This is a genomic window from Dyella sp., assembly GCF_036746095.1.
GTDB lineage: Bacteria > Pseudomonadota > Gammaproteobacteria > Xanthomonadales > Rhodanobacteraceae > Dyella_B.
In genome coordinates, this window is record NZ_DAIOEU010000045.1 from 16,001 (window position 1) to 39,460 (window position 23,460).

The 23,460-nt window shown below is 62.7% G+C and carries 20 protein-coding genes; 11 read left to right on the forward strand and 9 right to left on the reverse strand.

The features are described 5' to 3' along the window. The first annotated feature begins 5 nt into the window (after window positions 1–5). From rnhB to dnaE, 3 genes are all read left to right on the forward strand, one after another. Window positions 6–659, forward strand: coding sequence for a ribonuclease HII (rnhB, locus tag V7M64_RS16370; RefSeq protein WP_333680533.1), 654 nt, complete (start codon window positions 6–8; stop codon window positions 657–659). Window positions 660–867: 208 nt separating this feature from the next. Beyond that, complete coding sequence (locus tag V7M64_RS16375) at window positions 868–1,068, forward strand: hypothetical protein (protein WP_333680535.1); 201 nt, start codon at window positions 868–870, stop codon at window positions 1,066–1,068. A 308-nt stretch (window positions 1,069–1,376) separates the two neighbouring features. Next, window positions 1,377–4,916, forward strand: coding sequence for a DNA polymerase III subunit alpha (gene dnaE, locus V7M64_RS16380; protein WP_333680536.1), 3,540 nt, complete (start codon window positions 1,377–1,379; stop codon window positions 4,914–4,916). A 71-nt stretch (window positions 4,917–4,987) separates the two neighbouring features. On the opposite strand, the gene V7M64_RS16385 is transcribed toward dnaE, so the two are convergent. Both V7M64_RS16385 and V7M64_RS16390 read right to left on the reverse strand, forming a co-directional pair. Then, window positions 4,988–5,458, reverse strand: coding sequence for a hypothetical protein (locus V7M64_RS16385; RefSeq protein ID WP_333680537.1), 471 nt, complete (start codon window positions 5,456–5,458; stop codon window positions 4,988–4,990). A gap of 5 nt (window positions 5,459–5,463) precedes the next feature. After that, entirely contained in the window at window positions 5,464–5,880 is a 417-nt protein-coding gene (locus V7M64_RS16390; protein ID WP_333680538.1) for a transglycosylase SLT domain-containing protein, read from the reverse strand. 263 nt (window positions 5,881–6,143) lie between these two features. Between V7M64_RS16390 and V7M64_RS16395 the strand changes: the two genes are divergently transcribed. The 5 genes from V7M64_RS16395 (at window position 6,144) to tilS (ending at window position 11,228) form a co-directional block, all read left to right on the forward strand. After that, window positions 6,144–7,100, forward strand: a complete 957-nt coding sequence (locus tag V7M64_RS16395) for an acetyl-CoA carboxylase carboxyltransferase subunit alpha (RefSeq protein ID WP_333680539.1) — start codon at window positions 6,144–6,146, stop codon at window positions 7,098–7,100. A gap of 11 nt (window positions 7,101–7,111) precedes the next feature. Beyond that, window positions 7,112–7,498 (forward strand): diguanylate cyclase, encoded by a 387-nt coding sequence (locus V7M64_RS16400; protein ID WP_333680540.1) that lies wholly within the window; start codon window positions 7,112–7,114, stop codon window positions 7,496–7,498. A gap of 90 nt (window positions 7,499–7,588) precedes the next feature. Beyond that, entirely contained in the window at window positions 7,589–9,127 is a 1,539-nt protein-coding gene (locus V7M64_RS16405; protein ID WP_333680541.1) for an adenosine deaminase, read from the forward strand. Between the two features lie 51 nt (window positions 9,128–9,178). After that, window positions 9,179–9,931, forward strand: a complete 753-nt coding sequence (locus V7M64_RS16410; protein WP_333680542.1) for an NYN domain-containing protein — start codon at window positions 9,179–9,181, stop codon at window positions 9,929–9,931. Beyond that, window positions 9,924–11,228 carry a tRNA lysidine(34) synthetase TilS gene (tilS, locus tag V7M64_RS16415; protein ID WP_333680544.1) on the forward strand — a complete coding sequence of 435 codons (1,305 nt, stop codon included), beginning with the start codon at window positions 9,924–9,926 and terminating at the stop codon, window positions 11,226–11,228. The genes V7M64_RS16410 and tilS overlap by 8 nt, the downstream gene beginning before the upstream one ends. 54 nt (window positions 11,229–11,282) lie before the next feature. On the opposite strand, the gene V7M64_RS16420 is transcribed toward tilS, so the two are convergent. After that, window positions 11,283–12,563: an MFS transporter gene (locus V7M64_RS16420; protein ID WP_333680546.1), complete on the reverse strand. Its 1,281-nt coding sequence runs from the start codon at window positions 12,561–12,563 to the stop codon at window positions 11,283–11,285. Between the two features lie 212 nt (window positions 12,564–12,775). On the opposite strand from V7M64_RS16420, the gene V7M64_RS16425 reads away from it, so the two are divergent. Next, on the forward strand, window positions 12,776–13,033 hold the full coding sequence (locus V7M64_RS16425) for an exodeoxyribonuclease VII small subunit (RefSeq protein WP_333680548.1): 258 nt from the start codon (window positions 12,776–12,778) through the stop codon (window positions 13,031–13,033). An 81-nt stretch (window positions 13,034–13,114) separates the two neighbouring features. On the opposite strand, the gene V7M64_RS16430 is transcribed toward V7M64_RS16425, so the two are convergent. Continuing rightward, on the reverse strand, window positions 13,115–13,546 hold the full coding sequence (locus tag V7M64_RS16430; protein WP_333680550.1) for a DUF4870 domain-containing protein: 432 nt from the start codon (window positions 13,544–13,546) through the stop codon (window positions 13,115–13,117). 105 nt (window positions 13,547–13,651) lie between these two features. Next, window positions 13,652–15,022 (reverse strand): metalloprotease PmbA, encoded by a 1,371-nt coding sequence (gene pmbA / locus V7M64_RS16435; protein WP_333680552.1) that lies wholly within the window; start codon window positions 15,020–15,022, stop codon window positions 13,652–13,654. Between the two features lie 199 nt (window positions 15,023–15,221). Here pmbA and V7M64_RS16440 point away from each other — a divergent pair, with 199 nt between their 5' ends. Further along, a complete protein-coding gene (locus tag V7M64_RS16440; RefSeq protein ID WP_333680554.1) occupies window positions 15,222–15,473 on the forward strand; it encodes a DUF1653 domain-containing protein in 252 nt (83 codons plus the stop codon). Continuing rightward, a complete protein-coding gene (gene yjgA / locus V7M64_RS16445) occupies window positions 15,470–15,991 on the forward strand; it encodes a ribosome biogenesis factor YjgA (protein ID WP_333680555.1) in 522 nt (173 codons plus the stop codon). The genes V7M64_RS16440 and yjgA overlap by 4 nt, the downstream gene beginning before the upstream one ends. Window positions 15,992–16,124: 133 nt before the next feature. Here yjgA and V7M64_RS16450 read toward each other — a convergent pair whose 3' ends face one another. From V7M64_RS16450 to V7M64_RS16465, 4 genes are all read right to left on the reverse strand, one after another. Further along, window positions 16,125–17,300, reverse strand: a complete 1,176-nt coding sequence (locus tag V7M64_RS16450) for an SRPBCC family protein (RefSeq protein ID WP_333680556.1) — start codon at window positions 17,298–17,300, stop codon at window positions 16,125–16,127. A gap of 165 nt (window positions 17,301–17,465) precedes the next feature. After that, window positions 17,466–18,905 carry a metalloprotease TldD gene (tldD, locus tag V7M64_RS16455; RefSeq protein WP_333680557.1) on the reverse strand — a complete coding sequence of 480 codons (1,440 nt, stop codon included), beginning with the start codon at window positions 18,903–18,905 and terminating at the stop codon, window positions 17,466–17,468. A gap of 67 nt (window positions 18,906–18,972) precedes the next feature. Then, window positions 18,973–22,809: a YhdP family protein gene (locus V7M64_RS16460; protein WP_333680558.1), complete on the reverse strand. Its 3,837-nt coding sequence runs from the start codon at window positions 22,807–22,809 to the stop codon at window positions 18,973–18,975. Window positions 22,810–22,860: 51 nt separating this feature from the next. Next, a partial coding sequence (locus V7M64_RS16465; protein WP_333680559.1) for a ribonuclease E/G occupies window positions 22,861–23,460 on the reverse strand: 600 nt, incomplete at its 5' end.

Sequence of the window (23,460 nt, forward strand, 5' to 3'; positions counted from 1 at the left end):
CCGCCATGGAACTTGTCCAAGCCGCTCGCCCCCTGTCCGCATCCGCCGTGGAAGCCTTGAGCGGAACCATCGTCCCGCAAGTGCTGGTCGCCGGTGTCGACGAGGCCGGACGCGGGCCGTTGGCCGGCCCCGTGGTCGTGGCGGCAGTGATCCTCAACAAGCGCCGCCGCATCAAGGGCCTGGACGATTCCAAGAAACTCAGCGAAGCCAAGCGCGAGGCGCTCTTTCCGCTGATCGTGGAACGTGCGGTGGCCTACAGCGTGGTGGTGGTCGATCGCGAAGAAATCGATCGCATCAATATCTTCCAGGCCACGATGATCGGCATGACGCGTGCGCTGCTCGCACTGGCGCCAGCCGCCACCGAAGCACTCATTGACGGCAACCAGCTGCCCAAGCAGTTGCCCTGTCCCGCCCGCGCGATCATCGGCGGCGACGCGCTGGAGCCCTCGATCAGCGCCGCATCGATTCTGGCCAAGGTCAGCCGGGATCGCTTGATGGTGACCATGGATGCGCAATTCCCCGGCTACGGTTTCGCCGAGCACAAGGGTTATTCCACGCCAGGGCATCTCGCCGCCCTGCAACGGCTCGGGCCTTGCGTCGAACATCGTCGCAGTTTTGCGCCGGTCAAGCTGTTGTTGGACCAAGGGCAGCTTTTCTAGGCTGGCTGAACGTTTTTTTCGATTGCTGCCATGCTGTCGTTCTATGCAACCTTACCTATTGCGCGCGCATCTGAGCAGGTGTGGAATGGATTCGGAACACCGCTGCGCCCAACACGAACGCCAGCGTAGCGGCCGCGTTGCACGGACGCGCCACCGCCCGGTGCCAGCAACATTCGAAATCAGACACCGGACTTTCGAGGAGGGTGTCATGATGTTCTCGTTCCGCCGTCGCCCGGCGTCGAAATCCACTGCCGAGAAACACGCGCCGAGGCCCGGCGCCGAAAATCCGCCCAAGCTCACCGAACTGCGTCTGCAGCATCTCGACTACAACGGCCAGCCGCTAAGCGTGGAAAGCTTGTCGCATTACTTCGAGCCTGCCATCGAGGACGAACGCTTCAGAGTGCATTGAGCATGGAAAAATATAGGCCACAACCAAAAATTGGCTGGCTTTCTTGAACCGCTAGCGCCGCCGATCATGCGCCGGGCGGGATGGAGTTCCCGCATGGCGGATGTCGATAGCCTTTCGCACGCCATCGACCACCCCGCAGCACCGAGCGGTTCGGCGCGCGTGAGTTGAGTGCGGGGAGCAGGGATCCATTGTATGAATCGCGCGATAGCCTGGCGCTCCCCGCTCTCCTTTACCCGTTCCCTGCTTTGTCAATGCTTGCCCGCACCCGGCAGGCTCGCTAGGCTGAGACATTGCTTCGCGTGCGAGCCATGTCCGTCCGTTTCGCTCATCTGCATCTGCACAGCGAATATTCGCTGGTCGACTCGACCATCCGCATCAAGGCGTTGGTGGCTGCTTGCGTGCAGGCCGGTGCGCCCGCTGTCGCACTCACCGATGAGTGCAACATGTTCGCCCTGGTGAAGTTCTACAAGGCGTGCAGCGCGGCCGGCATCAAGCCGATCGGGGGCTGCGACCTGTGGATCAGTGCCCCGGACGATCCGCGCCCCTGGCGCATGACCGTGCTGTGCCAGAACCGCGCCGGCTATCTCAACCTTTCCCGCCTCGTCTCGCGCGCCTGGCGCGAAGGCCAGCAAGGCGGCCGCGCACTGGTCGACGTCTCGTGGCTCACGCCGGCTGCGACAGATGGGTTGATCGTGCTGCTTGGGCGCGAAAGCGAAGCGGCACGCATTGCCCTCAACCAGGGCACGGATACGGCCGCATCGCGCCTGCAGACGCTGCTGCAATGGTTTCCCGACCGCCTGTACCTGGAACTCACCCGCTGCGGCCGCGAAGGCGAAGAAGCGTGGAACAACGCCGCGCTCACCTTGGCCGCCGCAGTCGACCTGCCGGTGATCGCCAGCAACGACGTGCGCTTTTTGAAGCAAGACGATTTCGAAGCGCACGAAGCACGCGTATGCATTCACCAAGGCCGCGTACTTGCCGATCCCAAGCGCCCGCGCGATTACAGCGACCAGCAATACCTGAAAACGCCGGAGCAGATGGCCGAGTTGTTTGCGGACATTCCCGAAGCGCTGGAAAACACGGTCGAACTGGCCAAGCGCTGCAATCTGGAACTCTCCTTCGGTACCTACTACCTGCCGAATTTCCCGGTACCGGAAGGCCACGACCTCGACAGCTACATTCGCCAAACTGCGCGCGAAGGTTTGAAGGAACGCCTCGCCCACGCCCCGTTGGCGGCCGGCTACACCCTCGCCGACTACGAAGCACGCCTGGAACGCGAGCTGGACGTGATCATCAAGATGGGCTTCCCCGGCTACTTCCTGATCGTGGCGGACTTCATCAACTGGGGTAAGCAGAACGGCATTCCGGTCGGTCCTGGCCGCGGTTCGGGTGCAGGCTCGCTGGTGGCTTGGGTGTTGAAGATCACCGATCTCGATCCACTGCAATTCAACCTGCTGTTCGAGCGCTTCTTGAATCCCGAACGCGTGTCGATGCCCGACTTCGACATCGACTTCTGCATGGATCGCCGCGACGAGGTGATCGACTACGTCGCGCGCAAGTACGGCCGCGATCACGTCAGCCAGATCATCACCTACGGTTCGATGGCCGCCAAGGCGGTATTGCGCGATTCGGGCCGGGTGCTCGGCATGGGCTACAACGCGGTCGACAAGATCGCCAAGCTGATTCCGGCGCGTCCGCTCGATCTCACCTTGTCGTGCGCACTCGGCCGCTCGGAAAAAGCGCAGAAAGAACCCGACCGCGTGGTCAAGGAATTCTGCGAACTCTACGAGCAGGACGAAGAAGCCAAAACGTTGATCGATCTGGCGCTGAAGCTGGAAAGCCTCACCCGCAATGCCGGCAAGCACGCCGGCGGCGTGGTGATCGGGCCCAAGCCGCTGACCGAATTCGCGCCGCTGTACTGCGAACCGGGCGGCGGCGGCGTAGTGACGCAATACGACAAGGACGACGTGGAAGCCGTCGGCCTGGTGAAGTTCGACTTCCTCGGCCTGCGCACGCTAACCATCATCGATTGGGCGGTGAAGGCGATCAACGTGCGTCGCGCGCAAGCCGGCGAAGCGCCGCTGGATATTGCCGCGTTGCCGCTGGACGATCCGGCGCCTTACGAGCTGCTGAAAAAAGCGCAGACCGTCGCTGTGTTCCAGCTCGAATCCTCCGGCATGCAACGCATGCTCAAGGATGCGAAGCCTGACCGCTTCGAAGACATCATCGCCCTGGTGGCGCTGTATCGCCCCGGCCCGATGGATCTGATCCCCAGCTTCGTTGCGCGCAAACACGGGCGCGAAGAAGTGGAGTACCCCGATCCGCGCGTCGAACCCATCCTGAAAGAGACCTACGGCATCATGGTCTACCAGGAGCAGGTGATGCAGATGGCGCAGATCGTCGGCGGCTACTCGCTCGGCGGCGCCGACCTGCTGCGCCGCGCGATGGGCAAGAAGAAAGTGGAGGAAATGGCCAAGGAGCGCGCCAAGTTCCGCGAAGGTGCCGCCAAGGACGGTCTCAGCGCGGGAAAGGCCGATGCCATCTTCGACCTGATGGAGAAGTTCGCCGGCTACGGCTTCAACAAGTCGCATGCCGCCGCCTATGCCGTGGTGTCGTACCAGACCGCGTGGCTGAAGGCGCACTACCCCGCCGAATTCATGGCCGCGACCATCTCGTCGGACATGGACAATACCGACAAGGTGGTGATCTTCCTCGACGAATCGCGCGCGATCGGCTTGAAGATCCTGCCGCCTGACGTCAACGCTTCGCAGTTCATGTTCGAGGCGGTGGAATCCAAGGTGATTCGGTACGGCCTGGGTGCCATCAAGGGCGTCGGCCAGGGCGCCTGCGAAGCGATTGCCGAAGAACGCAGGAAAGGCGGCCCGTACAAGGACCTGGCCGACTTCTGCCGCCGCGTCGACCCCAGCAAGCTCAATCGCCGCGTCCTGGAAGCCTTGATCCTCTCCGGCTCGCTGGACGCCCTGGCGTCCACCCGCGCCAGCCTGATGCTGCAACTGCCGGATGCGATCAAGGCGGCCGAACAGCATCTGCGCGATCGCCAGTCCGGCCAGAACGACATGTTCGGCGCCATGGTCGGTGCCGTCACGCCGGTAGTGCAGGTCGACCTGCCCACCGCGCCCGAATGGCCGCTGGAGCAGAAGCTGCAAGGCGAGCGCGAAACGCTGGGGCATTACCTTTCCGGCCATCCCACTGATCCCTGGCGCGAGGAGCTGGCCCAGCTCGCCACCTGCCCGCTCGGCGAGATCGCCGACCGCTACCAGCCACCGCGCCCGCGCAAGAACGACGGCGACGACAACCGCTTCCGGCGCGGCCCCGACACGCCCTGGACCGTCGCCGGCATGGTGGTCGCGGTACGCAAGCGCGGCGACAGCGACGCCTTCGTGCGCCTGGAAGACAGCACCGGCAGCATCGAGGTGAGCTTCTTCGGCGAGCTGTACCAGCAAGCCGCCCCGCTACTGACCCGCGACGAGCTGATCGTGGTCGAAGGCGGCCTGCGCATCGATGAATTCTCCGGCGGCGGCTTCCAGGTGCGCGCCCGCAACGCCATGTCCATGGCCGACGCCTGCCGCCGCTACGCGCGCCTGCTGCGGGTGAAAGTCAACGGCATCGGTCCCGATTTCATCACCCAGTTCCGCCAGGCCCTCGCCGGCCATCGCGGCGGCAATGCGAGCGTGCTGCTCAGTGGCTACCACAACGCCGTGGCGCAGGCCGATTTCGAGTTCGGGCAGGAGTGGAAGGTACACGCCATCCCTGAGTTGCTACGCACGGTGCGCGGTATGCCAGGCGTGCTGGGCGCAGGCGTGCGCATCGTCAAGTCGGATTCGTAGGCTGGCGTACAAACCCGACATCACCGTGCTCATACATCGTAAAAGTTGGGGCTTTCGCCCCAACCTGGCAACTACATGGATTCGGGCAGATAACCGGTAAACCGGTTTTTGATGGCAGCCGGCAGTATCGAATAGTCATCGACATTGCCGAACCAGCGGGTAGAGACGCGATTGTCCTGCCGCTCGAAAAACCCGACCCACAGCCTTGGCTTGTTCAGATCAATGACCACCATCGCAAAGGCCGCGGGACAGTTGTGCGGCATGCATTGATGGATGACGAGAAAATCACCCTGCTGCTCGATTTTGTCTTCCACCTCGTAACTGGCAAGCGCTTTCCGGTCCGCCGGCGACAACAGGCTGTGCAGCGCGGCCTGGATAGAGGGCTGATACAGAAAACCACCCTTTTTTCCATTCGTGTAGACCGAAGGATATTTCCCTACCCAGGATAAAAGTGCCGCCTTGTTCCAGGTCGGCAAGCTATCGGCTGCACAAAGCGAAACTGGCATGAGCAGCGCCAGCATCAGCGTAAGCATCATTCTCATCGGTATCACCTGTGATTTATCTGCAACGCGGCCATCGGGTGCGTGCTGTCGCTTTTCAGCGCTTTTTCGCAGGCACAAATGGATTTGGAATAGCCCGCACCTGTGCCAAACGACTTGTCGACGCCGGCGAGCCTGGTCTTGCAGATATCCAGATAATAGGTTCCGCACTGGATATTTTTTGCCGCATCGGTCATTTCATCGTGATTGAAATGAATGCCTGCCGGACTGTTTTTGTTGACCAGGTCTACCGCCCCTTTCGTAAGCTGCATGAGCCCCGTTGCGGTAGATCCCCCGTTGACGACTTCCGGGTCAAAATTCGTTTCCTTCCATGCCAGACAAATCACGAACTCGTCGGAAAAGATCTTCGACCTGTTGTTGTCCGTGACCAGCTTTACCATCTGCTCGTAACTGAGCCCGCTCATCCCACGCTCCTTAAGCGATATCCAAGAACATCCATAGAAATGGGTGCCGTTCCGGGCGCCCGCGCAGATCATGCTTCAGGCATCGAAACCGTGGCAACATCTTCCATCACGGTTGCCCCAAGCGCCTTGAGCTGTCCCTGCCACGCCACCCACGCCAACCGGGTGCTCGGTGGAAACCGCTTTGCGCTTCCCATACGCGCCCGTTCCCGCCTCGTCACGCGCCCCGGGTATACTGCCCCGCCTCTGTGCCACGTAAGTGACCGATGAACCCGAATTTCCTCGATTTCGAACAACCGATTGCCGAGCTGGAGGCCAAGATCGAGGAGCTGCGGCACGCCAGCTCCGGCCAAGCGTTCAACATCGACGAGGAAGTCGGCCGGCTGCGCGAGAAGCTCAAGCTGAAGACGGCGGACATCTTCCGCACCCTCACGCCCTGGCAGGTGACCCAGCTGTCGCGCCACCCCGCCCGCCCCTACACACTCGATTACATCGGTGTGATGTGCGAGGAATTCCACGAACTGGCCGGCGACCGCGCCTATGCCGACGACGCTGCCATCGTGGGCGGGCTGGGGCGAATCAACGGGCGCTCCGTCGTCATCATCGGCCATCAGAAAGCGCGCGATACCAAGGGCAAGGTACGCCGCAACTTCGGCATGCCGCGTCCGGAGGGCTATCGCAAGGCGCTGCGCCTGATGAAGATGGCCGAGCGCTTCAAACTTCCGCTGCTGACGCTTATCGATACACCTGGCGCCTATCCGGGTGTCGGTGCTGAGGAGCGCGGACAGAGTGAAGCCATTGCGCGCAATCTGTTGGAAATGGCCGAATTGAAAGTGCCCATCATCTGCACGGTGATCGGCGAAGGCGGTTCCGGCGGCGCGTTGGCGATCGGTGTGGGCGATCGCACGATCATGCTGCAATACTCGACCTATTCCGTGATTTCGCCCGAAGGTTGCGCCTCGATTCTCTGGAAGAGCGCTGACAAAGCAAAGGATGCCGCTGAAGCCTTGGGGTTGATCGCACCGCGCCTCCTGGAACTCGGCCTGATCGACAAGGTGGTGCGCGAACCGCTAGGCGGTGCGCACCGCAACCCCCATTCGATGGCCGTGCGCCTCAAAGCCGTGCTGCTCAACGAACTGGACAGGCTCGAAAGCATTCCAGCCCCGCAATTGGTCGAACAGCGCTATCGCCGCCTGCGCAATTACGGCGCCTATAACGAATAGGTGCCTGCGCCATGGCGGGTGTGCAAGGCATCGATCACGTCAATCTCAGCGCGCCCGCCGACCTGCTGGAGCGGGTTCGCCATTTCTACGTCCAGATCATCGGCCTGCACGAAGGGCCGCGCCCTACGTTTCGCTCCGGTTCGCGCGGCTATTGGTTGTATGCAGGCGCTGAACCGATCATGCATCTGACCTCGCGCGGCAGAGGCGAAGCGTCGGCGCAAGACACCGGCTGGCTGGACCATATCGCCTTCGCTTGCACCAACCTTCCCGCCATGCGTGCCAAGCTCGATGCCGCCGGCGTTGTCTACCGCATTGATGTGGTGGACATGCCGCCACAAGTGCAACTGTTTCTCACCGATCCCGCCGGTGTCGGCGTGGAACTGAATTTCCGCGGCTAAGCCAGCCTGCGATCATCCACCTGGGCAACTGGCAACGCCTGGCCTTTTGCTGAAGAATCATGACTGGGGTTCCGGACAAGCGATTCTTCCATGCTGGCTTCTTCCTTCTTGCGCCGCGCCGTCGTGGCGGCGGTGGCCATCCTTGCGACGCAGGTTTCGGCGCAGGCCGTGCCATTGCGCAGCGATACCGCCGAGGCACGTACCGCCAAAGCGTTTGAAACCGCGCGCCAGCAAGGTCCATTGGCCCTGCATGCTTTTCTTGCCGATATGCCCAAGGGCGGCGACCTGCACAACCATCTGAGCGGCGCGGTGTACGCAGAATCGTGGATCGCCGACGCAGCCGCCGACGGGTTATGCGTCGATATCGCCACATCAAGCCTGATCGACAAGCACGATGCCAGCGCGCCACATTGCGGAACCGGTCAACGTCCCGCGGCTGATGCACTAAGCGACCAGCACTTTTACGACACCTTGGTCGATGCGTTTTCCATGCGCAGTTTCGCGCCGTCCGCCGGCCGTTCCGGCCACGATCAATTCTTCGATACCTTCGGCCGCTTCCAGGCGGTGGCGCCGTCACGGCACATGGGCGAGTGGCTCAACGAAGTCAGCTCACGCGCCGCCGCACAGAACGAGCAATACCTCGAATTGATGGTGACGCCGCCTTTCGCACATGCCAGGGAGCTTGCCCGGACATTAGGTTGGCAGGCCGACTTCGATACCATTCGCAAACAGTTGCTTGAGCATGGATTGAAAGACGAAATAGCCATCGATGAACAACTGCTCTCGCAAGCGCTTGCCGAACGCACGCGCCAGCAACACTGCAACGAGGCCAAGGCCGAGGCTGCTTGCAACGTGCAGATCCGCTTCCTTTATCAAGTACTGCGCGGCGCGGCGCCCGAACGAGTGTTTGCGCAGACCCTGCTTGGTTTTGAGCTGGCTTCGGTCGACTCGCGCTGGGTCGGCATCAATTTCGTAATGCCCGAAGACGGCTATTTGTCCATGCGCGATTACAGCTTGCAGATGCGCATGCTCGACTATCTGCACCGTCTGTATCCCAAGGTGCATATCAGCCTGCATGCCGGCGAACTGGCGCCAGGCCTGGTTCCGCCTGATGGCCTGCGCTTCCACATCCGGCAGGCGGTGGACCTCGGCCACGCCGAACGCATCGGCCACGGCGTGGATGTGATGTACGAAGATCATCCGGCACAACTGCTTCAGGAGATGGCTGCGCGCCACGTGATGGTGGAAATCAACCTGACCAGCAACGATGTGATCCTTGGTGTGCGCGGCGCCGATCATCCGCTGCTGATCTACTTGAAATACGGCGTGCCGGTCGCACTGTCCACCGACGATGAAGGCGTCTCGCGCATTGATCTCACGCACGAATACGTGCGCGTTGCCGAAGACTTCGGCCTGGACTATTCGACGCTTAAACAGATGGCGCGCAACAGCCTTACCTACAGTTTCCTGCCGGGAGAAAGCCTGTGGGACACCAACACCTGCAAGGGCCAATCGCCCGGCAGCAGCAATCCCGCGGCAGCCTGTCAACGATTCCTCGCCACCAGCGAGAAGGCCACGGCACAGTGGGAACTGGAGCATCGCCTACGCGCTTTCGAGCATGCACACTGAACATGGCGAGTTGGCGATACCATCTCGCCATCGCCGCCTGGAGCCGCCAGCATGGCCAACGACCAAGCCACCAAGCTCGCCGTCCTGATCGATGCCGACAACACGCAGCCGGGCATTGCCGATGGCTTGCTCGCCGAAGTGGCGAAATACGGCACGGCCCACGTGAAACGCGCCTACGGCGACTGGACTGGCAATCAACTGAGAACCTGGAAGGAGCAACTGCTCACGCAGTCGATCCAGCCCATCCAGCAATTCAGTTACACCAGCGGCAAGAACGCCACCGATTCGGCCATGATTATCGATGCGATGGATCTGCTCTACACCGGCCGCTTCGACGGCTTCTGCATCGTCTCCAGCGACAGCGATTTCACCCGCCTGGCCGCGCGCATTCGCGAATCGGGCCTGATCGTCTACGGCTTTGGCGAGCGCAAGACGCCCGAGCCGTTCGTCGCCGCCTGCGACAAGTTCATCTATACCGAGATCCTTGCCTCCAAACCTGACGAGGAGCAACCGCTCAAGCCTCGCTCCCCGGCACAACTGAAAAAAGACACCGGCCTGATCAACCTGCTACGCAATGCCATCGATGCCGCATCCGATGACGAGGGCTGGGCCGGGTTGGGTGGCGTGGGCTCGATCATTACCAAGCAGCGGCCGAACTTCGATTCGCGCAGCCATGGTTATGGCAAGTTGAGCGATCTCATTGCGGCGATCGAATTGTTTGAACTGGATCGGCGTAGCCCGGGCGAAGGTCGCCCCAAGGCAATCTACGTGCGCAATAAACGCAAACCGGTGGCGCGTGACTAACCGAGCCACCTTGCCGGATACGTTGCAGCAAGCGCTGCGTGCGCATCGGCAAGGCTCGCTCTGCGTCGCCTACAGCGGCGGCCCCGACTCCACCGCCTTGCTGCACGCCTTGGCGCATCTGCCTGAAGCACGCGCACGCCACTTGCGCGCCTTGCACGTGGATCACGGTTTGCATCCGGAAAGTGCGCGCTGGGCGGCGCACTGCCGCGCGTTCTGCGCCACGCTAGGCCTTGCGTGCGAGGTGCGCGCGGCAAAGGTGGATCGCGCCAGCGGCATCGGCCTGGAGGCTGCGGCACGGCATGCACGCTATGTCATCTTCGCCGAGCACTTGCATGCGGATGAACGGCTCGTATTTGGCCATCATCAGGACGACCAAGCGGAAACCGTGCTATTGAAACTGCTGCGCGGCGCCGGACCGGAAGGATTGGGCGGCATGCGTGCGGAACGTCCATGGGGAAGCGGCAGCATATGGCGGCCGCTGCTCGCCGTACCGCGGCAGGTGTTGCGCGATTATGTCGATACGCACGATCTGGCCTGCATCCATGATCCATCCAACGATGACCGGCAGCTGGCGCGCAATCATCTGCGCCACGAGATCATGCCGTTGCTGAAAACGCATTGGCCGCAGGCAGCGATTTCCATCACGCATAGCGCCACGCTCTGTCGCCTTGCTGCCGAATCGCTGCAACAGGACTGGCTGGCTGCGCTTGAAGATTTGCGCGACGACGCCACCAACAGTCTCGACGCGCGAGGCTGGCTCGCCTTGCCGCCCGCGCTGCGCGATCCGCTACTGGCGCATTGGCTGCATGCGCAAGGCCTCACCGCGCCCACCACGGCGCAACGCCGACAAATCGAGCGACAGTGCACGGCGCAGGATGGGCAATTGCCATGCATCCGCTGGGCCGGCACGGAAGTGCACGTCTGGAAGCATCGCTTATGGGCGATGGCTCCGCGTGATCGGGCGCCACCGCACACACAGATGCCATGGCGCGGCGAAACACTGCGGCTGCCCGATGGCGGCTTGCTGGTGCTGGAGCCTGTCGCGGCACTTCCCGTCAACCTGACGGTGCGTTGGCGCCGGGGCGGCGAACGCATCAGGCCAGCAGGCGATCGCCACACGCGCGATCTGCGCGCGCTGTTTCAAAGCGGCGCGATTCCGCCCTGGCAGCGCGATGCCTGCCCGCTTCTATACGAAGGCGATGAACTCATCGCCGTGGCGGATCGCTGGCTGAGCGCCCGCGCGGAAGCGATTTTCCAGGAAGCAAAAGCCCGTCCGTGTTGGCGGCCGGGCTTTTGATGCATGCATCCAGCCTGGGCTGGGATGCAGCCTCTGCAAGCCTGATCAGAACCGCTACTTGCTTTCCTGCGGTAACGGCGCCACCGCAACCGCGGTCCCGGTCACCCGGCGATTGACGAAATACATCATCGCGAACGACGCCAGCGTGGTGCAGACCAGAATGTCGCCCAGCACATCGAAATGCAGCAGCCGACCGGTAGTCGTCTGCACCACCACCATGCCGCCGAGCAGGGCGGCGATGCCGCCGGACATCTGCTGCAACGACGAGCTGATCGACATGTACGCGCCGCGATCAGATGGCTTGGGCAGCGCGGACATCAACGCCGAGGAGGAAATGATGCGCGAGAAGATGCCGATCTGCAGCAGCGCGCTTACCGAGATCAGCGTCCACAACGTCACGTTGGAAAGCCGCGTATAGATCAGCACCATGACGATCGTCACCACGCAGCCAAAGGCGAACACGCGGAACTTGCCGAAAGCATCGCTGGCCTTGCCGAGCAGCGGCCCCATCACTGCCGACACCAGGCCGGTGATCAGGTACACCACCGACAGCATCGACATCGGAATGCCAAGGTTATTCACGATAAACAAGGTGGAATACGGCATCAGCATGAAGCCGCCCATGGTCAGCAACGCCGTGGTGGCGAAGCCGATCAGGTAGGACCGCGTGGTCAAGGTATGCAGCAGGTGATGCAGCGGCTTCTTGTCCGGGCGCAGCGCCAGATGCGCGTTGACTGGACGCAGGCGTCCGATGATCGCCCCACCCACCACCGTGCATACCGCCACGATCAGGAAGAACGGCGCATTCCAGCCCCAATGGCTGGACAGCCACAAGCTCAACGGCAAACCCAGCACCGTGCTCGCCGCGAACGCCGACTGGATGTAACCCATCACGCGTCCGCGCATGGACAACGGAAACAGATCGGTGACGATGGCCATCGACGCCGCGCCGACGACACCCGCGAACAAGCCGGTAAACATGCGGGCCAGCAGCAACAGCACGTAGGTGTGTGCGAGCGCGCAGAACAAGGTGCCCAGCATGAAGCCGGCATAGAAAATCAGCAGCAGCTTTTTGCGATCGAACCGATCGGCAAAACCGGCGGCAACGATGCCAGACACACCTGCGGCAAAGGCATACGCCGAAACGACGTCGCCGAACTGCTCGGGCGTGATGTGCAAAGCCGGCACGACCAATGCACCCAGCGGCGCCAGCAGCATGAAATCGAGCACGATGGTGAATTGCAAAAAGGCCAGCACGGCTACCACGAACTTCTGATAGCCGGAAAAACCCATGCCGCCAGCTTCCGCGGCATGCGTTGGCGAAGGATTGGTCACAGTGACTCCTAGGAGCGAGCCTCTCCCGGCTTGCCCGGATGGGGGATGTCGCAGAGTACAATTTCGATATATCGAAATCAAGCACTCCGAGGCAAGTCGAACAACGAGCTGCCGCAGCAGCAAGCACCACTTGCATGCAAACGCCTGGCTGCATCACGCCGGCGTACTGTAGCGATTGATTCCGCTTCCTCGCTGCGTTAGCGTTGCCCGCCATGGCCAAGCCCACTTCCGCCGCTGCTGAAACGACCTCGGTCGCCGACTTCGAGCATTCGCTCGACGAGCTCGAACAACTGGTGGCGCGCATGGAAGGGGGCGAGATGAGCCTGGACGAGTCGCTCAGCGCCTTCGAACGCGGCATCGGCCTTTACCGCCACTGCCAGCAGGCACTCGATCAAGCCGAACTGCGCGTACGCTTGCTGCTCGACCCGGAGTCGCCGGACAAAGCCGAGCCGTTCGAGCCGGAAACCTGATCTACGGTCTTCGCTCTTCGCCGTCATTCCCGCAAAAAGCAGGAACGACAGCGTACAGATGCGTGCTCGGCCAAGCTCTCCCTACTTGATCAACCGCAACGCGAACGGATAGCGATAACGCACGCCTTCATTGGCTTTGACGCCGGCGACGATGGTCAGCACCAGCCAGCCGATGCCGATGATCACCCACAGCGGAATCGCAATGATCAGGCCGATACCGAACGTGATGGCCGAGAGCACCAGCAACACCAGGCTGGCAATCGCCACGGAGATGTTGAAGTTCAACGCTTCCTTGGCCTGGTCGGCAACGAAAGGCATGGTGTCTTTCTTCACCAGCCAGATCACCAGCGGGCCGATGAAGCAACCCCATCCGGCGCCGAGCGAAGCGGTGAGCAAGGCGCCCAGCAGGGCCGACAGATGCGCGAACATCGCCCAGGTGCGCTCTTCGGCGGGAATGTCACCGATGTGCTCGCTCGGCGGAGGGGGTACAACGGACTCGGGCGGAACGCTCATAAGCATCTCCTTTCAAGTCGTGCAAAACACCGGCGCATGCCGGTGAAAGGCATCCTAGCAGGGTGCGCAGGAACTTGCTCTTGAGCTTTTGACCTAGCCGCTTGGCTACTCGCCCGCGATCGTCATGCGGTCGATCAGGATCGATCCGGTCAGCAGATGCGAACGCCTGTCTACGTCCGCGCCCACCGCGACGATGCCGGTGTACATGTCGCGCAGATTCGCGGCGATGGTAATCTCCTCCACTGGATAGGCGATCTCGCCGTTCTCCACCCAGAAGCCTGCGGCGCCGCGCGAGTAGTCGCCAGTGATGGTGTTGACGCCCTGCCCCATCACCTCCGTCACCAGCAACCCGGTACCGAGCCGGCGCAACATGCCGTCGAAGTCGTCGGCCGCGCCGCCGTCGGGGTGGCCCGGCTCGACCGCCATGTTGTGGATGCCGCCGGCATTGCCGGTGGATTCCAGTCCCAGCTTGCGTGCGGAATAGCTGCTCAGGACATAGCGCGCCAGCACGCCGTTCTCGATCAGCACGCGGTCGCGCGTCGCAACGCCTTCCGCGTCGAATGCCCCCGAACCTTGTCCGCGCAGCAGATGCGGGCGCTCCACGATATTCAGCCAGGCCGGCATGACCTGCTTGCCGGCATGATCCAGCAAGAAGCTGGCGCGGCGATACAGCGCACCGCCACTGACCGCGCCAACCAGATGGCCGATCAAGCCTCGCGCGATCTCCGGCGCAAACAGCACCGCTGACTGGCGTGTCGATAACCGCCGCGCACCTAGGCGGGCAAGCGTGCGCTCGGCGGCCGTATCGCCCAGTACCCGCGCGCCCATGAAATCGTCGGCGCTGCGCACGGTGTCATACCAGTAGTCGCGCTGCATGCCCGCTTCGTCACCGGCAATCAAGGCCAGCGACAGCGAATGCCGCGTACCGCGCTCGCGTCCCATAAAGCCATGCGAGTTGGCGTACACGGACAAGCTCTCGCCCATCTGCACGCTGGCGCCATCGGAATTGGTGATGCCCGCATGGGCGCGTCCGGCCGCTTCGATCTCCTGGCCTAGCGCAATCGCCTGCGGCGTATCGATCGCCCATGGATGCCACAGGTCCAGATCGGGAAACTGCGTGGCCATGCGCGAGGCATCGGCCAGCCCGGCTGCCACGTCTTCCTCCGTGTACCGGGCGATGGCGCAGGCCTGGTCCAGCGTGGCCTGGATCGAGTCCGCATTCAGATCGGCGGTACTGGCCGAACCTTTGCGCTTGCCGAAATACACCGTCAGGCCAAAGCCGCGATCACGGGTGTGCTCGACCGTTTCCACGTCGCCCAGGCGCACGTTGACGCTCAGGCCGGCATCGATGCTGGCCGACACCTCCGCCTGGGTGGCCCCGGCGGCGCGGGCACGGCGGATCACGTCTTCGGCCAGCTCGGCCAAACGGTCGAGTTCGCGCTGGCTGGTGTCCTGGCTGATGGCAACGTCGCTCACTTGGGGCTTCCTGTTGGGTACGTGGATACAATGGACAAACGTGGGGCCGCCCAGACCCATTGCCAATATCGAAACAAAGGGTGTTCTGATCCATTTTACGTAAGCGCGGCATGTGGCCCTGTGCCTGCGAACGGACAGAATCGGTAACGCCCACGTAAAATGGATCAGAGCACCCTACAGGTTGCCATAGGAGCGGCCCATGTCCATAGCCACCGGCATCTACCGTCATTACAAAGGCCAGAGTTATCGCGTGATCGGCACCGCCCGGCACAGCGAAACGATGGAAGAGCTGGTCGTCTACCAGGCGCTGTACGGCGACTATGGACTGTGGGTACGACCCGCCGCCATGTTCGCCGAGACGGTGGAACTGGAAGGCGAACCCATCCCCCGCTTCGCCTTGATCGAAGCCATGCCGGCCGAATTCACCCAGGCCGACCGGAACACCCCGTGAACCGCACTTACACCGACGATCCCGAACACGACTACGGTCCCACCCGCACGCAGCAGCGGCGCGATGCGCTGGCGGTGCTCGCGTTCGCCTCACAGCTGGCCGAACTGCCGCCCTCGAAACTGGCACGCGCAAACTTGCCGGAAGATGTGTTGCGCGAAATCGACAACCTCAAGCGCATCACGTCGCACATCGCCCGCAAACGCCAGCTTGGCTTTCTGGCCAAGGTGATGCGGCGGCACGAGGACGAAGTGTTTGACGGCGCGCGTGCGCTGCTGGGTGAAAACCGCGAGCAGCAGCGCAAGGAAACCGCCGCCATGCATCGCCTGGAAGCGCTGCGCGAACGCCTGCTGGAAAACGACGACACCCTGCAGGAATTGATCGACCAGCACCCCCACGTCGATCGGCAACACCTGCGCTCTTTGGTTCGCCAGGCGCGCATCGAGCGCGACGGAAACAAATCGCCGCGCGCCTATCGCGAAATATTCCAGCTGCTGAAGACGCTAAACGAAGACATGTAGGCTGGCCCGCAGGCTGTGCCGCGCGGCTTGGCAAGACGGCCGGGCGCCACGCGACACACCCTGCGAGCCTTCCAGACATCATGACGACGGCGATACTTGATCAGTGTCGCCTTGAAGTTCGCATTCGCTCATTTCAACCTACGCGGTCCGCTTCAACCTTTTGCGCAAGCGACTCGTCACCCAGTTGCGCGTGATAAAACGCCAGCGCCGGTTCGTGCCGCCCAAACGTCACCGTGGTCTGCACGCGCGCTTCATAGCCACGTTGCATGTCTTCCGCTACGGCCAGGTCTTCGCCTACCACCGTGCGGATCAGCAGGTCCATATTGCGTCGCCAATGTTCGCGCGCCGAATCCGTCTGCACAGGCTCAGGCGTGTAGAGCGAAGCCTCGGCAACGCACTCGCCTGGCGCGCCGTTCCGGTCGGGAAAAACACGCCATACCTCCAGGTGATCGCCCTGCCAGTTGACCAGCGTGTTTGGAAACAGCACGTAAAGCACGATGCTGTGTTTCAACAGATCCCATTGCGATTCGGGCTGTCCGCGCAGCTGAAGCACCGAACGGCGTGGATAGATCACCCGCACATGCGGCCCGAAACGATCGGCCAGGCCAATGCCCGGAAGAAAAATAGGCGCGATGCTCTGCCGATGCAGCACGTTGAAATGCCAGCTCTCCAGAAAACCGTCGATCACCAGTTTCCAATTCGTGCGCGCGTGCAACAGCTTGGTTTCGAAGTGGGAAAACCCGGAAAAACCGTACGCCGCCAAGTCCCCGTCCAAATCGCCGCACAGTCGCGTTTCGTCGATGCGCGCGCCGGCCTTCGGCAGCACCCAGACCAGCCCGTGCCGCTCGGCCACCGGCAAGCGGACCAGCCCATATCCACGCCGATGCAGGCCGGCAAAACCGTCCCGCGGCACGAGGTTGCGCAATTGTCCGGCGAGGTCGTAACACCAGCCATGGAACGGGCATACAAAGGCACGCGCATCATGTCCACAACCGTGCGCCAGCCGCGCACCGCGATGGCGGCAAAGGTTGGCAAAGGCATGCAGCCGTCCGTCGCCATCACGCGTCAGCAGCAGCGGGACGAAGCCGAGATCATCCGTGACGTAGTCGCCAGGCGCCGCCACACGACTGCCATGGGTGACCAACAACGGATAGCGGGAAAACAAATATTCGCGCTCCCATGCCAAGCGCGCGGCACTGATGTACGCCTCGGTCGATTGTTGCCAGCACGCATCATTCAACTGCGTGCCGCCGCTATCGATCAACTCGAACAACCGATGCAACAAGGCCACTTGCGTGCGGCGTTCCATGCGCTTCTCCGAGTGAACGGAAAACATCGCCACAAAGAAAACGCGGCAGCGCCGATATGGCGCTGCCGCTGGATGGCGGTCGCACAGAAACTAAGAACAGCTGCGTAATGTCACCGTCAAAGCACGGGAAGGAAGTGCTTAGGCGCCCTGTCCCGCTTACGCAAACTATGACGCCGTACCGCCTACCGTCATGCTTTCCACGCGCAGCGTCGGCTGGCCCACGCCCACTGGCACGCTTTGCCCGTCCTTGCCGCATACGCCGATGCCTTCATCGAGCGCAAGGTCGTTGCCGATCATCGATACGCGCGTGAGCACGTCAGGGCCGCTGCCGACCAAGGTGGCGCCTTTTACCGGCGTGGTGACCTTGCCGTCTTCGATCAGATACGCCTCGCTGGCGGAAAACACGAACTTGCCGTTGGTGATGTCCACCTGGCCGCCACCGAAGTTCACCGCGTACAGGCCCTTCTTCACCGAGCGGATGATGTCCTGCGGATCGTGCTGGCCGGCCAGCATGTAAGTGTTGGTCATGCGCGGCATCGGCAGTTGCGCGAAGGATTCGCGGCGGCCGTTGCCGGTCGGCGCCATGCCCATCAGGCGCGCATTGAGCTTGTCCTGCATATAGCCCTTGAGGATGCCGTCCTCGATCAGGGTGGTGCAGTTGGTGGGTGTGCCCTCATCGTCCACGCTCAGCGAGCCGCGGCGGCCCGGCAAGGTGCCGTCGTCCACCACGGTGACCCCCGGCGCGGCGACGCGCTGGCCGATGCGGCCGGCGAAGGCGGAGCTGCCCTTGCGGTTGAAATCGCCTTCCAGGCCATGACCAATCGCCTCGTGCAGCAGCACGCCGGGCCAGCCGGGGCCAAGCACCACAGTCATGGTGCCGGCGGGAGCGTCGACCGCATCCAGGTTGACCAGCGCCTGGCGCACGGCTTCTTCCGCAAAAGCGTGCGCGCGACCGTTTTCAAGCAACTCGCGATAGCCATAGCGACCGCCACCGCCTGCATAGCCTTGTTCGCGACGGCCGTTCTGCTCGGCGATCACCTGCACGGACAACCGCACCAGCGGCCGTACGTCGGCAGCCAAGGTGCCGTCGGAACCAGCGATCAGCACGGTATCGAGCGTGGCGTTGATGCTGACGATCACCTGCTTCACGCGCGGGTCGCGCGTACGCGCATAGGCGTCCACTTCGCGCAGCACGGCGATCTTGTCGGGATTGGACAGGCTCTCGACCGGATCGATGGCCGGATAGAGCGACTTCACCCCATGCACCGCCAGCGGCCTGCCTACCCCATTGCCATCCTGTGCGATCGCCCGCGCGGCCTTGGACGCTTCCAGCAGCTGCGGCAGCACGATCTCATCGGAATACGCAAAGCCGGTCTTCTCGCCGCTGATGGCGCGCACGCCCACGCCCTGCTCGATGGAGTGGCTGCCGTCCTTGACGATGCCCTCCTCCAGCACCCAGGACTCGCTGCGCGAATGCTGGAAGTAGAGATCGGCGGCGTCGATGGACGGCCCCATCAGCTGGGTGAACACGCGCTCAAGGTCGCCGGTGGCCAATCCGCCGGGGGTAAGCAGACGGTTTTCGGCCTGGGCGATAAGAGAACTCATGCGATAGCTACCGTGGCGATGATTGAGGAACGAAGTATGGGCGATTCCTGCTGCTTAAAGAGCATCCCTAGGGATGCTGCGGACTGGGTGCGGACGACGCGGGAGCCGGCGCAGGTTGGGTGCCAGCAGGGGCACTGGGCGGAGCCTGCTCGCCCCCGCCCGCTGACGTAAACACCGGCTTATCCCAGCTGCCGGTGATGTGGTAGCGCTTGATGGCGACATGGTTGAGCCCCTTGCCCAGCACGCTCTGCACGGCAAAACCCGCCGCCGCGCCGATCGGTCCGCCCACGACCGCGCCCACCACCGGCAGGCTGTTGCCGATGTGCGGGATCACCACCATCTGCTGGTCGTAATCCTTGTTGCGCAATCCGGTGCGTCCTTTGACCGTAATCTCCGCAGCGGAGCCATGGATCTTCAGATTGTCGGTATAGGCGCTGCCATCGCTGAGCTTGAAATCGCCTTTGATCAAGTCGAAGCCGAAACCCTTGCCGAACACGTCGTTGAAATCGAACGACAGGCGGCGCGGCAACTCGGCGATCGAGGCCAACCCGAACAAGCGGCCGACACCCGGCGATGCCTTGGGAATGCTGCCGTTGGTAACGTCCACCGCAAGCGTGCCGTCCATATTGCCCAGCTCGAACGCCCATGGGCCGCCGGGCCAGGTGGCGTTGAGCACATCGTGCGTTTTGCCGCCGTCGAAGATGCCGGCGAAGCCGAACGCGGTCAGCATCTCGCCCAGGTTGTTGGCGCTGAAATCCACTTGCAGATGCGTGCTGCTCCTGGTCGGCGTGCCATTCCAGTCACCGCTGCCGCTGACCTGTACGTGGTGCGATTGCGTGGAGAGCTGATCGATATGCATGCCGTCGGGCGTCGGCCAGGTTTCCAAACGTGCCTCGCCGAGCTTGGCGTCATCAAGACGCAGGTCGTTCACCCAGAAATGCAGCGGCGGCATGCTGCGTGGATCGACCCCGGTATTGCCCGGATCGGTCGCCGGCGGCGGGGCTTCACCGGGCTTTTTGGCGAGCGTCGGCTGCTTGGGCCAATACATGCGCTGCAGGCGCGCCGTGATGCCGCGTTTGTTGAGATCCACCGTTGGCACGCTGAAGTGGCCGGCAGCCGCCGCGCTGTCCACGTCGAGTTCCAAGGTGTCGGCCTTGGGTATCGCCGTCACGTGCATACGCGCAAAATCACGGCCGAACACTTCGGCGTGTTCCGTGTTCACATCGATGGTTTCCAGGCTCATGCCATTGCCGCTGGCACTACCGGCGATCGATTGTTTCACCCAACCGGTGACATCCAGTTCCGGTGCGTCGCCGCGAATCCGCATGCCCTTGGCCGGCAAGGTATCGGCATCCGGCATTTGATCGCCGAAGACAAACGTCGCGGCCAGCGGCGATGCTTCACCGTTCGACAGCCGCAGCCGGCCTCTCGCCACCGACCCCAGCGCCAACTGCATCGGTGCGCCTGCCGTCGGGACACCCAGCGTTACGTGCAAAGGCAGCTCGCCATCCGCCGGTTTGCTCAGCGGCACCGGAAAATTCAGTGCCACCCCGGACAGCGGCGAATCGATGCTGAGCGTTTGGACGTCCGAGACACCATCGTCGCCATGCGCAATCTGGTAACCGATATCGAACTGGCTGCGTCCGTCGGCAATGTCGCCCAGCCATTTCAGCTGCGGATAATCCTGCAGCAGCTCCTGCACGGTGTAATTGCCGTTGATCTTTGCCGCGAGCACGAGATTGGGGTTGCCGGTCGCACTGGCTATCGCCAGGTCAACCTGCGTCGGTTCACCGTGGAAACCACCGGCGAGCGGCCCGGCATGAAAGCCATGCGCGTCGAACGTGGCCGGGCCATTGAGCTTGTCGAGCTGCAACTTCCATTCCGGCGCGCTCAGATCGACGTCCTTGAACTGCGCCGTGCCGTCGAGCAGGAAGTTGTGCATCTCGTGCGTCGGCAGGGACAGGTGGAAATCAAAGCTGCCCGTGCCGCCCAGCTGGAGTTTGGCCAGCACGTCGGCATGCTTGTTGGCGATCGGGCTGTTGCCCACGAAGTTGAGCAGGTCGGATGCATTGCCTTCGCCGCTGACATTGAGATCGAGCACGGTATGCCCCAGCTCGGGAATCACCGCCACCGCACGCGTGACCTTGACGCCCATCGCTTCGCCGCTGGCCTCCACCAGCATGCCTGCATCAATGAAGTTGGCCGTGGCTTGCACGTGGTCAGCCACCGGCCAGCTCTTGCCATAGGCCAGCGTGAGATCGCTGATATCGGCGCGCGCCTCGAAACGGCCTTCGTTGTGATGGAACGGCCAGTTCGCCAAATTGCCGCGTACCACGACCGCAGCATCGTCGATACGGCCAGATACGAGCGCCTGATCCAGCCATCCCGTCGCGTGTGGATTCAAGGAATCGATGGGCCAGAACTGCTTGGCCGCGGTGACGTCCGCGTGGGTGAGCGCCAGATACACATCCAGGAACGGGCGGCCCCCATCGGTCGGCAGATCGATTTCGCCTTGCGCATTACCGCCAAAACCCTGGCCTTCGAAGTCCAGCCTCGCAATGCCGATGTGCGTGGCATCGTCATCGCGCCAGGCGGCTATCGTGCCGCCCAGTTGACTCATGGCGAAGGGCGCGCGGAACGTGTGCGGAGCGTTGATGGTGGTGCTTTGCGTTGGCAATTCCAGCGAAACGGATTCGGCATCGCCGCGCACTTCGCCCTGCAAATGATCCAGGCCCGGCAACTTGCCGACGGACTGGATGCCGAGGTTGTCGAACGCAGCGTCCAAGATGTTCAACCCGGTCGCGGCGCTCCAATGAAACACGGCGCGTTCGATCTGCCCATGCGGCGCGCCTGCGCCCAACCATTGCGCCAAACTCGGCGACAGGCCAGGTTTCAATCCCAGCCACGGCATCAGCGGCGCCAGCTGCAACTTACTGGCGACGGCACGGATATCCGATTGCGGTGTGCCGAAGTGGTTCACGTCCGCTTTCATTGCGCCGCCATCGTGGTCGGCCCAACGCACGCTGTAGCCACCCTCGTGACGGCCAAGTTCGGCCACGCCGTTCAGCTGCGCGACGCTCACTTTGATGCCAGTGGGATTGGTAACGGCAAGATCGCGCAGGTTGAGCTGGAACAGCTCGCGCACGATCTGGTTCTCGCGCCAGTCCATCCACACCGCAATATCGCCATGGCCGCTATTGATGGCGTAGCCGCCCATGTCGAAGCCGGCCGCCAGGCCATGCAGATCGGCGTTCTGCGCCGCCAGCCAGAACTTGCCGCTCGCGCCGTCGTCGCGGAACCAGCCGGCCGCGCGCAGCACGCCCGTGGCGCCGATGCGGTGGATACGCCCGCCCACTCGGATGTGGCTGCCCTGGTGCGTGAGGCGAAGCTGCTCGGCCAGCAGCGTGTAGCGCTCGTTGATGAGCTGGTCGTCGATATTGACGCGCAGGTGGTCCAGCCACAGTTCGACGGATAGACGTCCAAACGAAATGTGCTGCCGCTGCGTACCGCCCGCCGTGCCAAGCCCGTTGATTTGCCAGCGGCCGTTGGCATCGCGCGTGATATCCAGCTCAAGGTTGCTGGCTTGCAGATTCAACAAATGCCGCGACGGCAGCAACCAGCCGCCGAAATCCAGCTTGAGATCCATCTCCGGCACCTGCAACGGCGTGCCGCCCGCCTCGCCAGGGCCGAAGCTGACATTGCGCATGACGAAGCGCGGCCCGGAAGGTTCCCAGCGGCCATCCATGGACGCGAAAGTCACCGGCCGCTGCAGCTTCTCACTCAGTTCCTGCGCCACCCACTGCGGATGTCTTGCCAGCAGCGGCAGCAGCACCTGGGCCAGCGCCGCGGTGAGGGCGAGCGCGATCACCGCCACGCCAACCGTCCAGCCAAGCGCACGTGTCACACGATGTGTCCAGACTTGCGACCGCATGCTTACCAGACGCCCGGGGCGGCTTCAAAGAAGTACGACATCGAACTGTTCCTGCGAATAATGCTCCTCCGCCTGGAAGCGTATGCTTTTGGAGATGAATTCTTCCAACTCGGCCACGGCGGCAGACTCTTCCTCAAGAATGCGGCCAACCACCTTGGAACTGGCCATCACCAGCAATTTCTGCGCATTGAATTGGCGCACTGCGCGAGTGATCTCGCGGAAAATTTCGTAAGTGACGGTCTCGGCGGTTTTCACCGTGCCGCGCCCCATGCATGCAGGGCATGGCTCGCACAGCTGGCGCTCCAGGCTTTCGGTGGTGCGCTTGCGCGTCATCTCGACCAGGCCGAGCGGCGACATCGGGTACACCGTGGTCTTGGCGTGGTCGCGGGCAAGGCCTTTTTCCAGCATGCGGATGACCTGGCGCTTGTGCTCTTCATCGGTCATGTCGATGAAATCGATGATGATGATGCCGCCGAGATTGCGCAGCCGCAGCTGGCGCGAAGCTGCCTGGGCGGCTTCCAAGTTGGTTCGATAAACGGTCTCTTCCAGATTGCGTGTACCGAGGTAGCCGCCGGTGTTGACGTCGATGGTGGTCATCGCCTCGGTCTGGTCGACGATGAGATA

Bases quoted from the DNA above. Each gene is read 5' to 3' on its own strand.
- rnhB (WP_333680533.1), top strand. From the start codon at position 6: ATGGAACTTGTCCAAGCCGCTCGCCCCCTGTCCGCATCCGCCGTGGAA.
- V7M64_RS16375 (WP_333680535.1), top strand. From the start codon at position 868: ATGATGTTCTCGTTCCGCCGTCGCCCGGCGTCGAAATCCACTGCCGAG.
- dnaE (WP_333680536.1), top strand. From the start codon at position 1,377: ATGTCCGTCCGTTTCGCTCATCTGCATCTGCACAGCGAATATTCGCTG.
- V7M64_RS16385 (WP_333680537.1), bottom strand. From the start codon at position 5,458: ATGAGAATGATGCTTACGCTGATGCTGGCGCTGCTCATGCCAGTTTCG.
- V7M64_RS16390 (WP_333680538.1), bottom strand. From the start codon at position 5,880: ATGAGCGGGCTCAGTTACGAGCAGATGGTAAAGCTGGTCACGGACAAC.
- V7M64_RS16395 (WP_333680539.1), top strand. From the start codon at position 6,144: ATGAACCCGAATTTCCTCGATTTCGAACAACCGATTGCCGAGCTGGAG.
- V7M64_RS16400 (WP_333680540.1), top strand. From the start codon at position 7,112: ATGGCGGGTGTGCAAGGCATCGATCACGTCAATCTCAGCGCGCCCGCC.
- V7M64_RS16405 (WP_333680541.1), top strand. From the start codon at position 7,589: ATGCTGGCTTCTTCCTTCTTGCGCCGCGCCGTCGTGGCGGCGGTGGCC.
- V7M64_RS16410 (WP_333680542.1), top strand. From the start codon at position 9,179: ATGGCCAACGACCAAGCCACCAAGCTCGCCGTCCTGATCGATGCCGAC.
- V7M64_RS16425 (WP_333680548.1), top strand. From the start codon at position 12,776: ATGGCCAAGCCCACTTCCGCCGCTGCTGAAACGACCTCGGTCGCCGAC.
- V7M64_RS16430 (WP_333680550.1), bottom strand. From the start codon at position 13,546: ATGAGCGTTCCGCCCGAGTCCGTTGTACCCCCTCCGCCGAGCGAGCAC.
- V7M64_RS16440 (WP_333680554.1), top strand. From the start codon at position 15,222: ATGTCCATAGCCACCGGCATCTACCGTCATTACAAAGGCCAGAGTTAT.
- V7M64_RS16450 (WP_333680556.1), bottom strand. From the start codon at position 17,300: ATGGAACGCCGCACGCAAGTGGCCTTGTTGCATCGGTTGTTCGAGTTG.
- tldD (WP_333680557.1), bottom strand. From the start codon at position 18,905: ATGAGTTCTCTTATCGCCCAGGCCGAAAACCGTCTGCTTACCCCCGGC.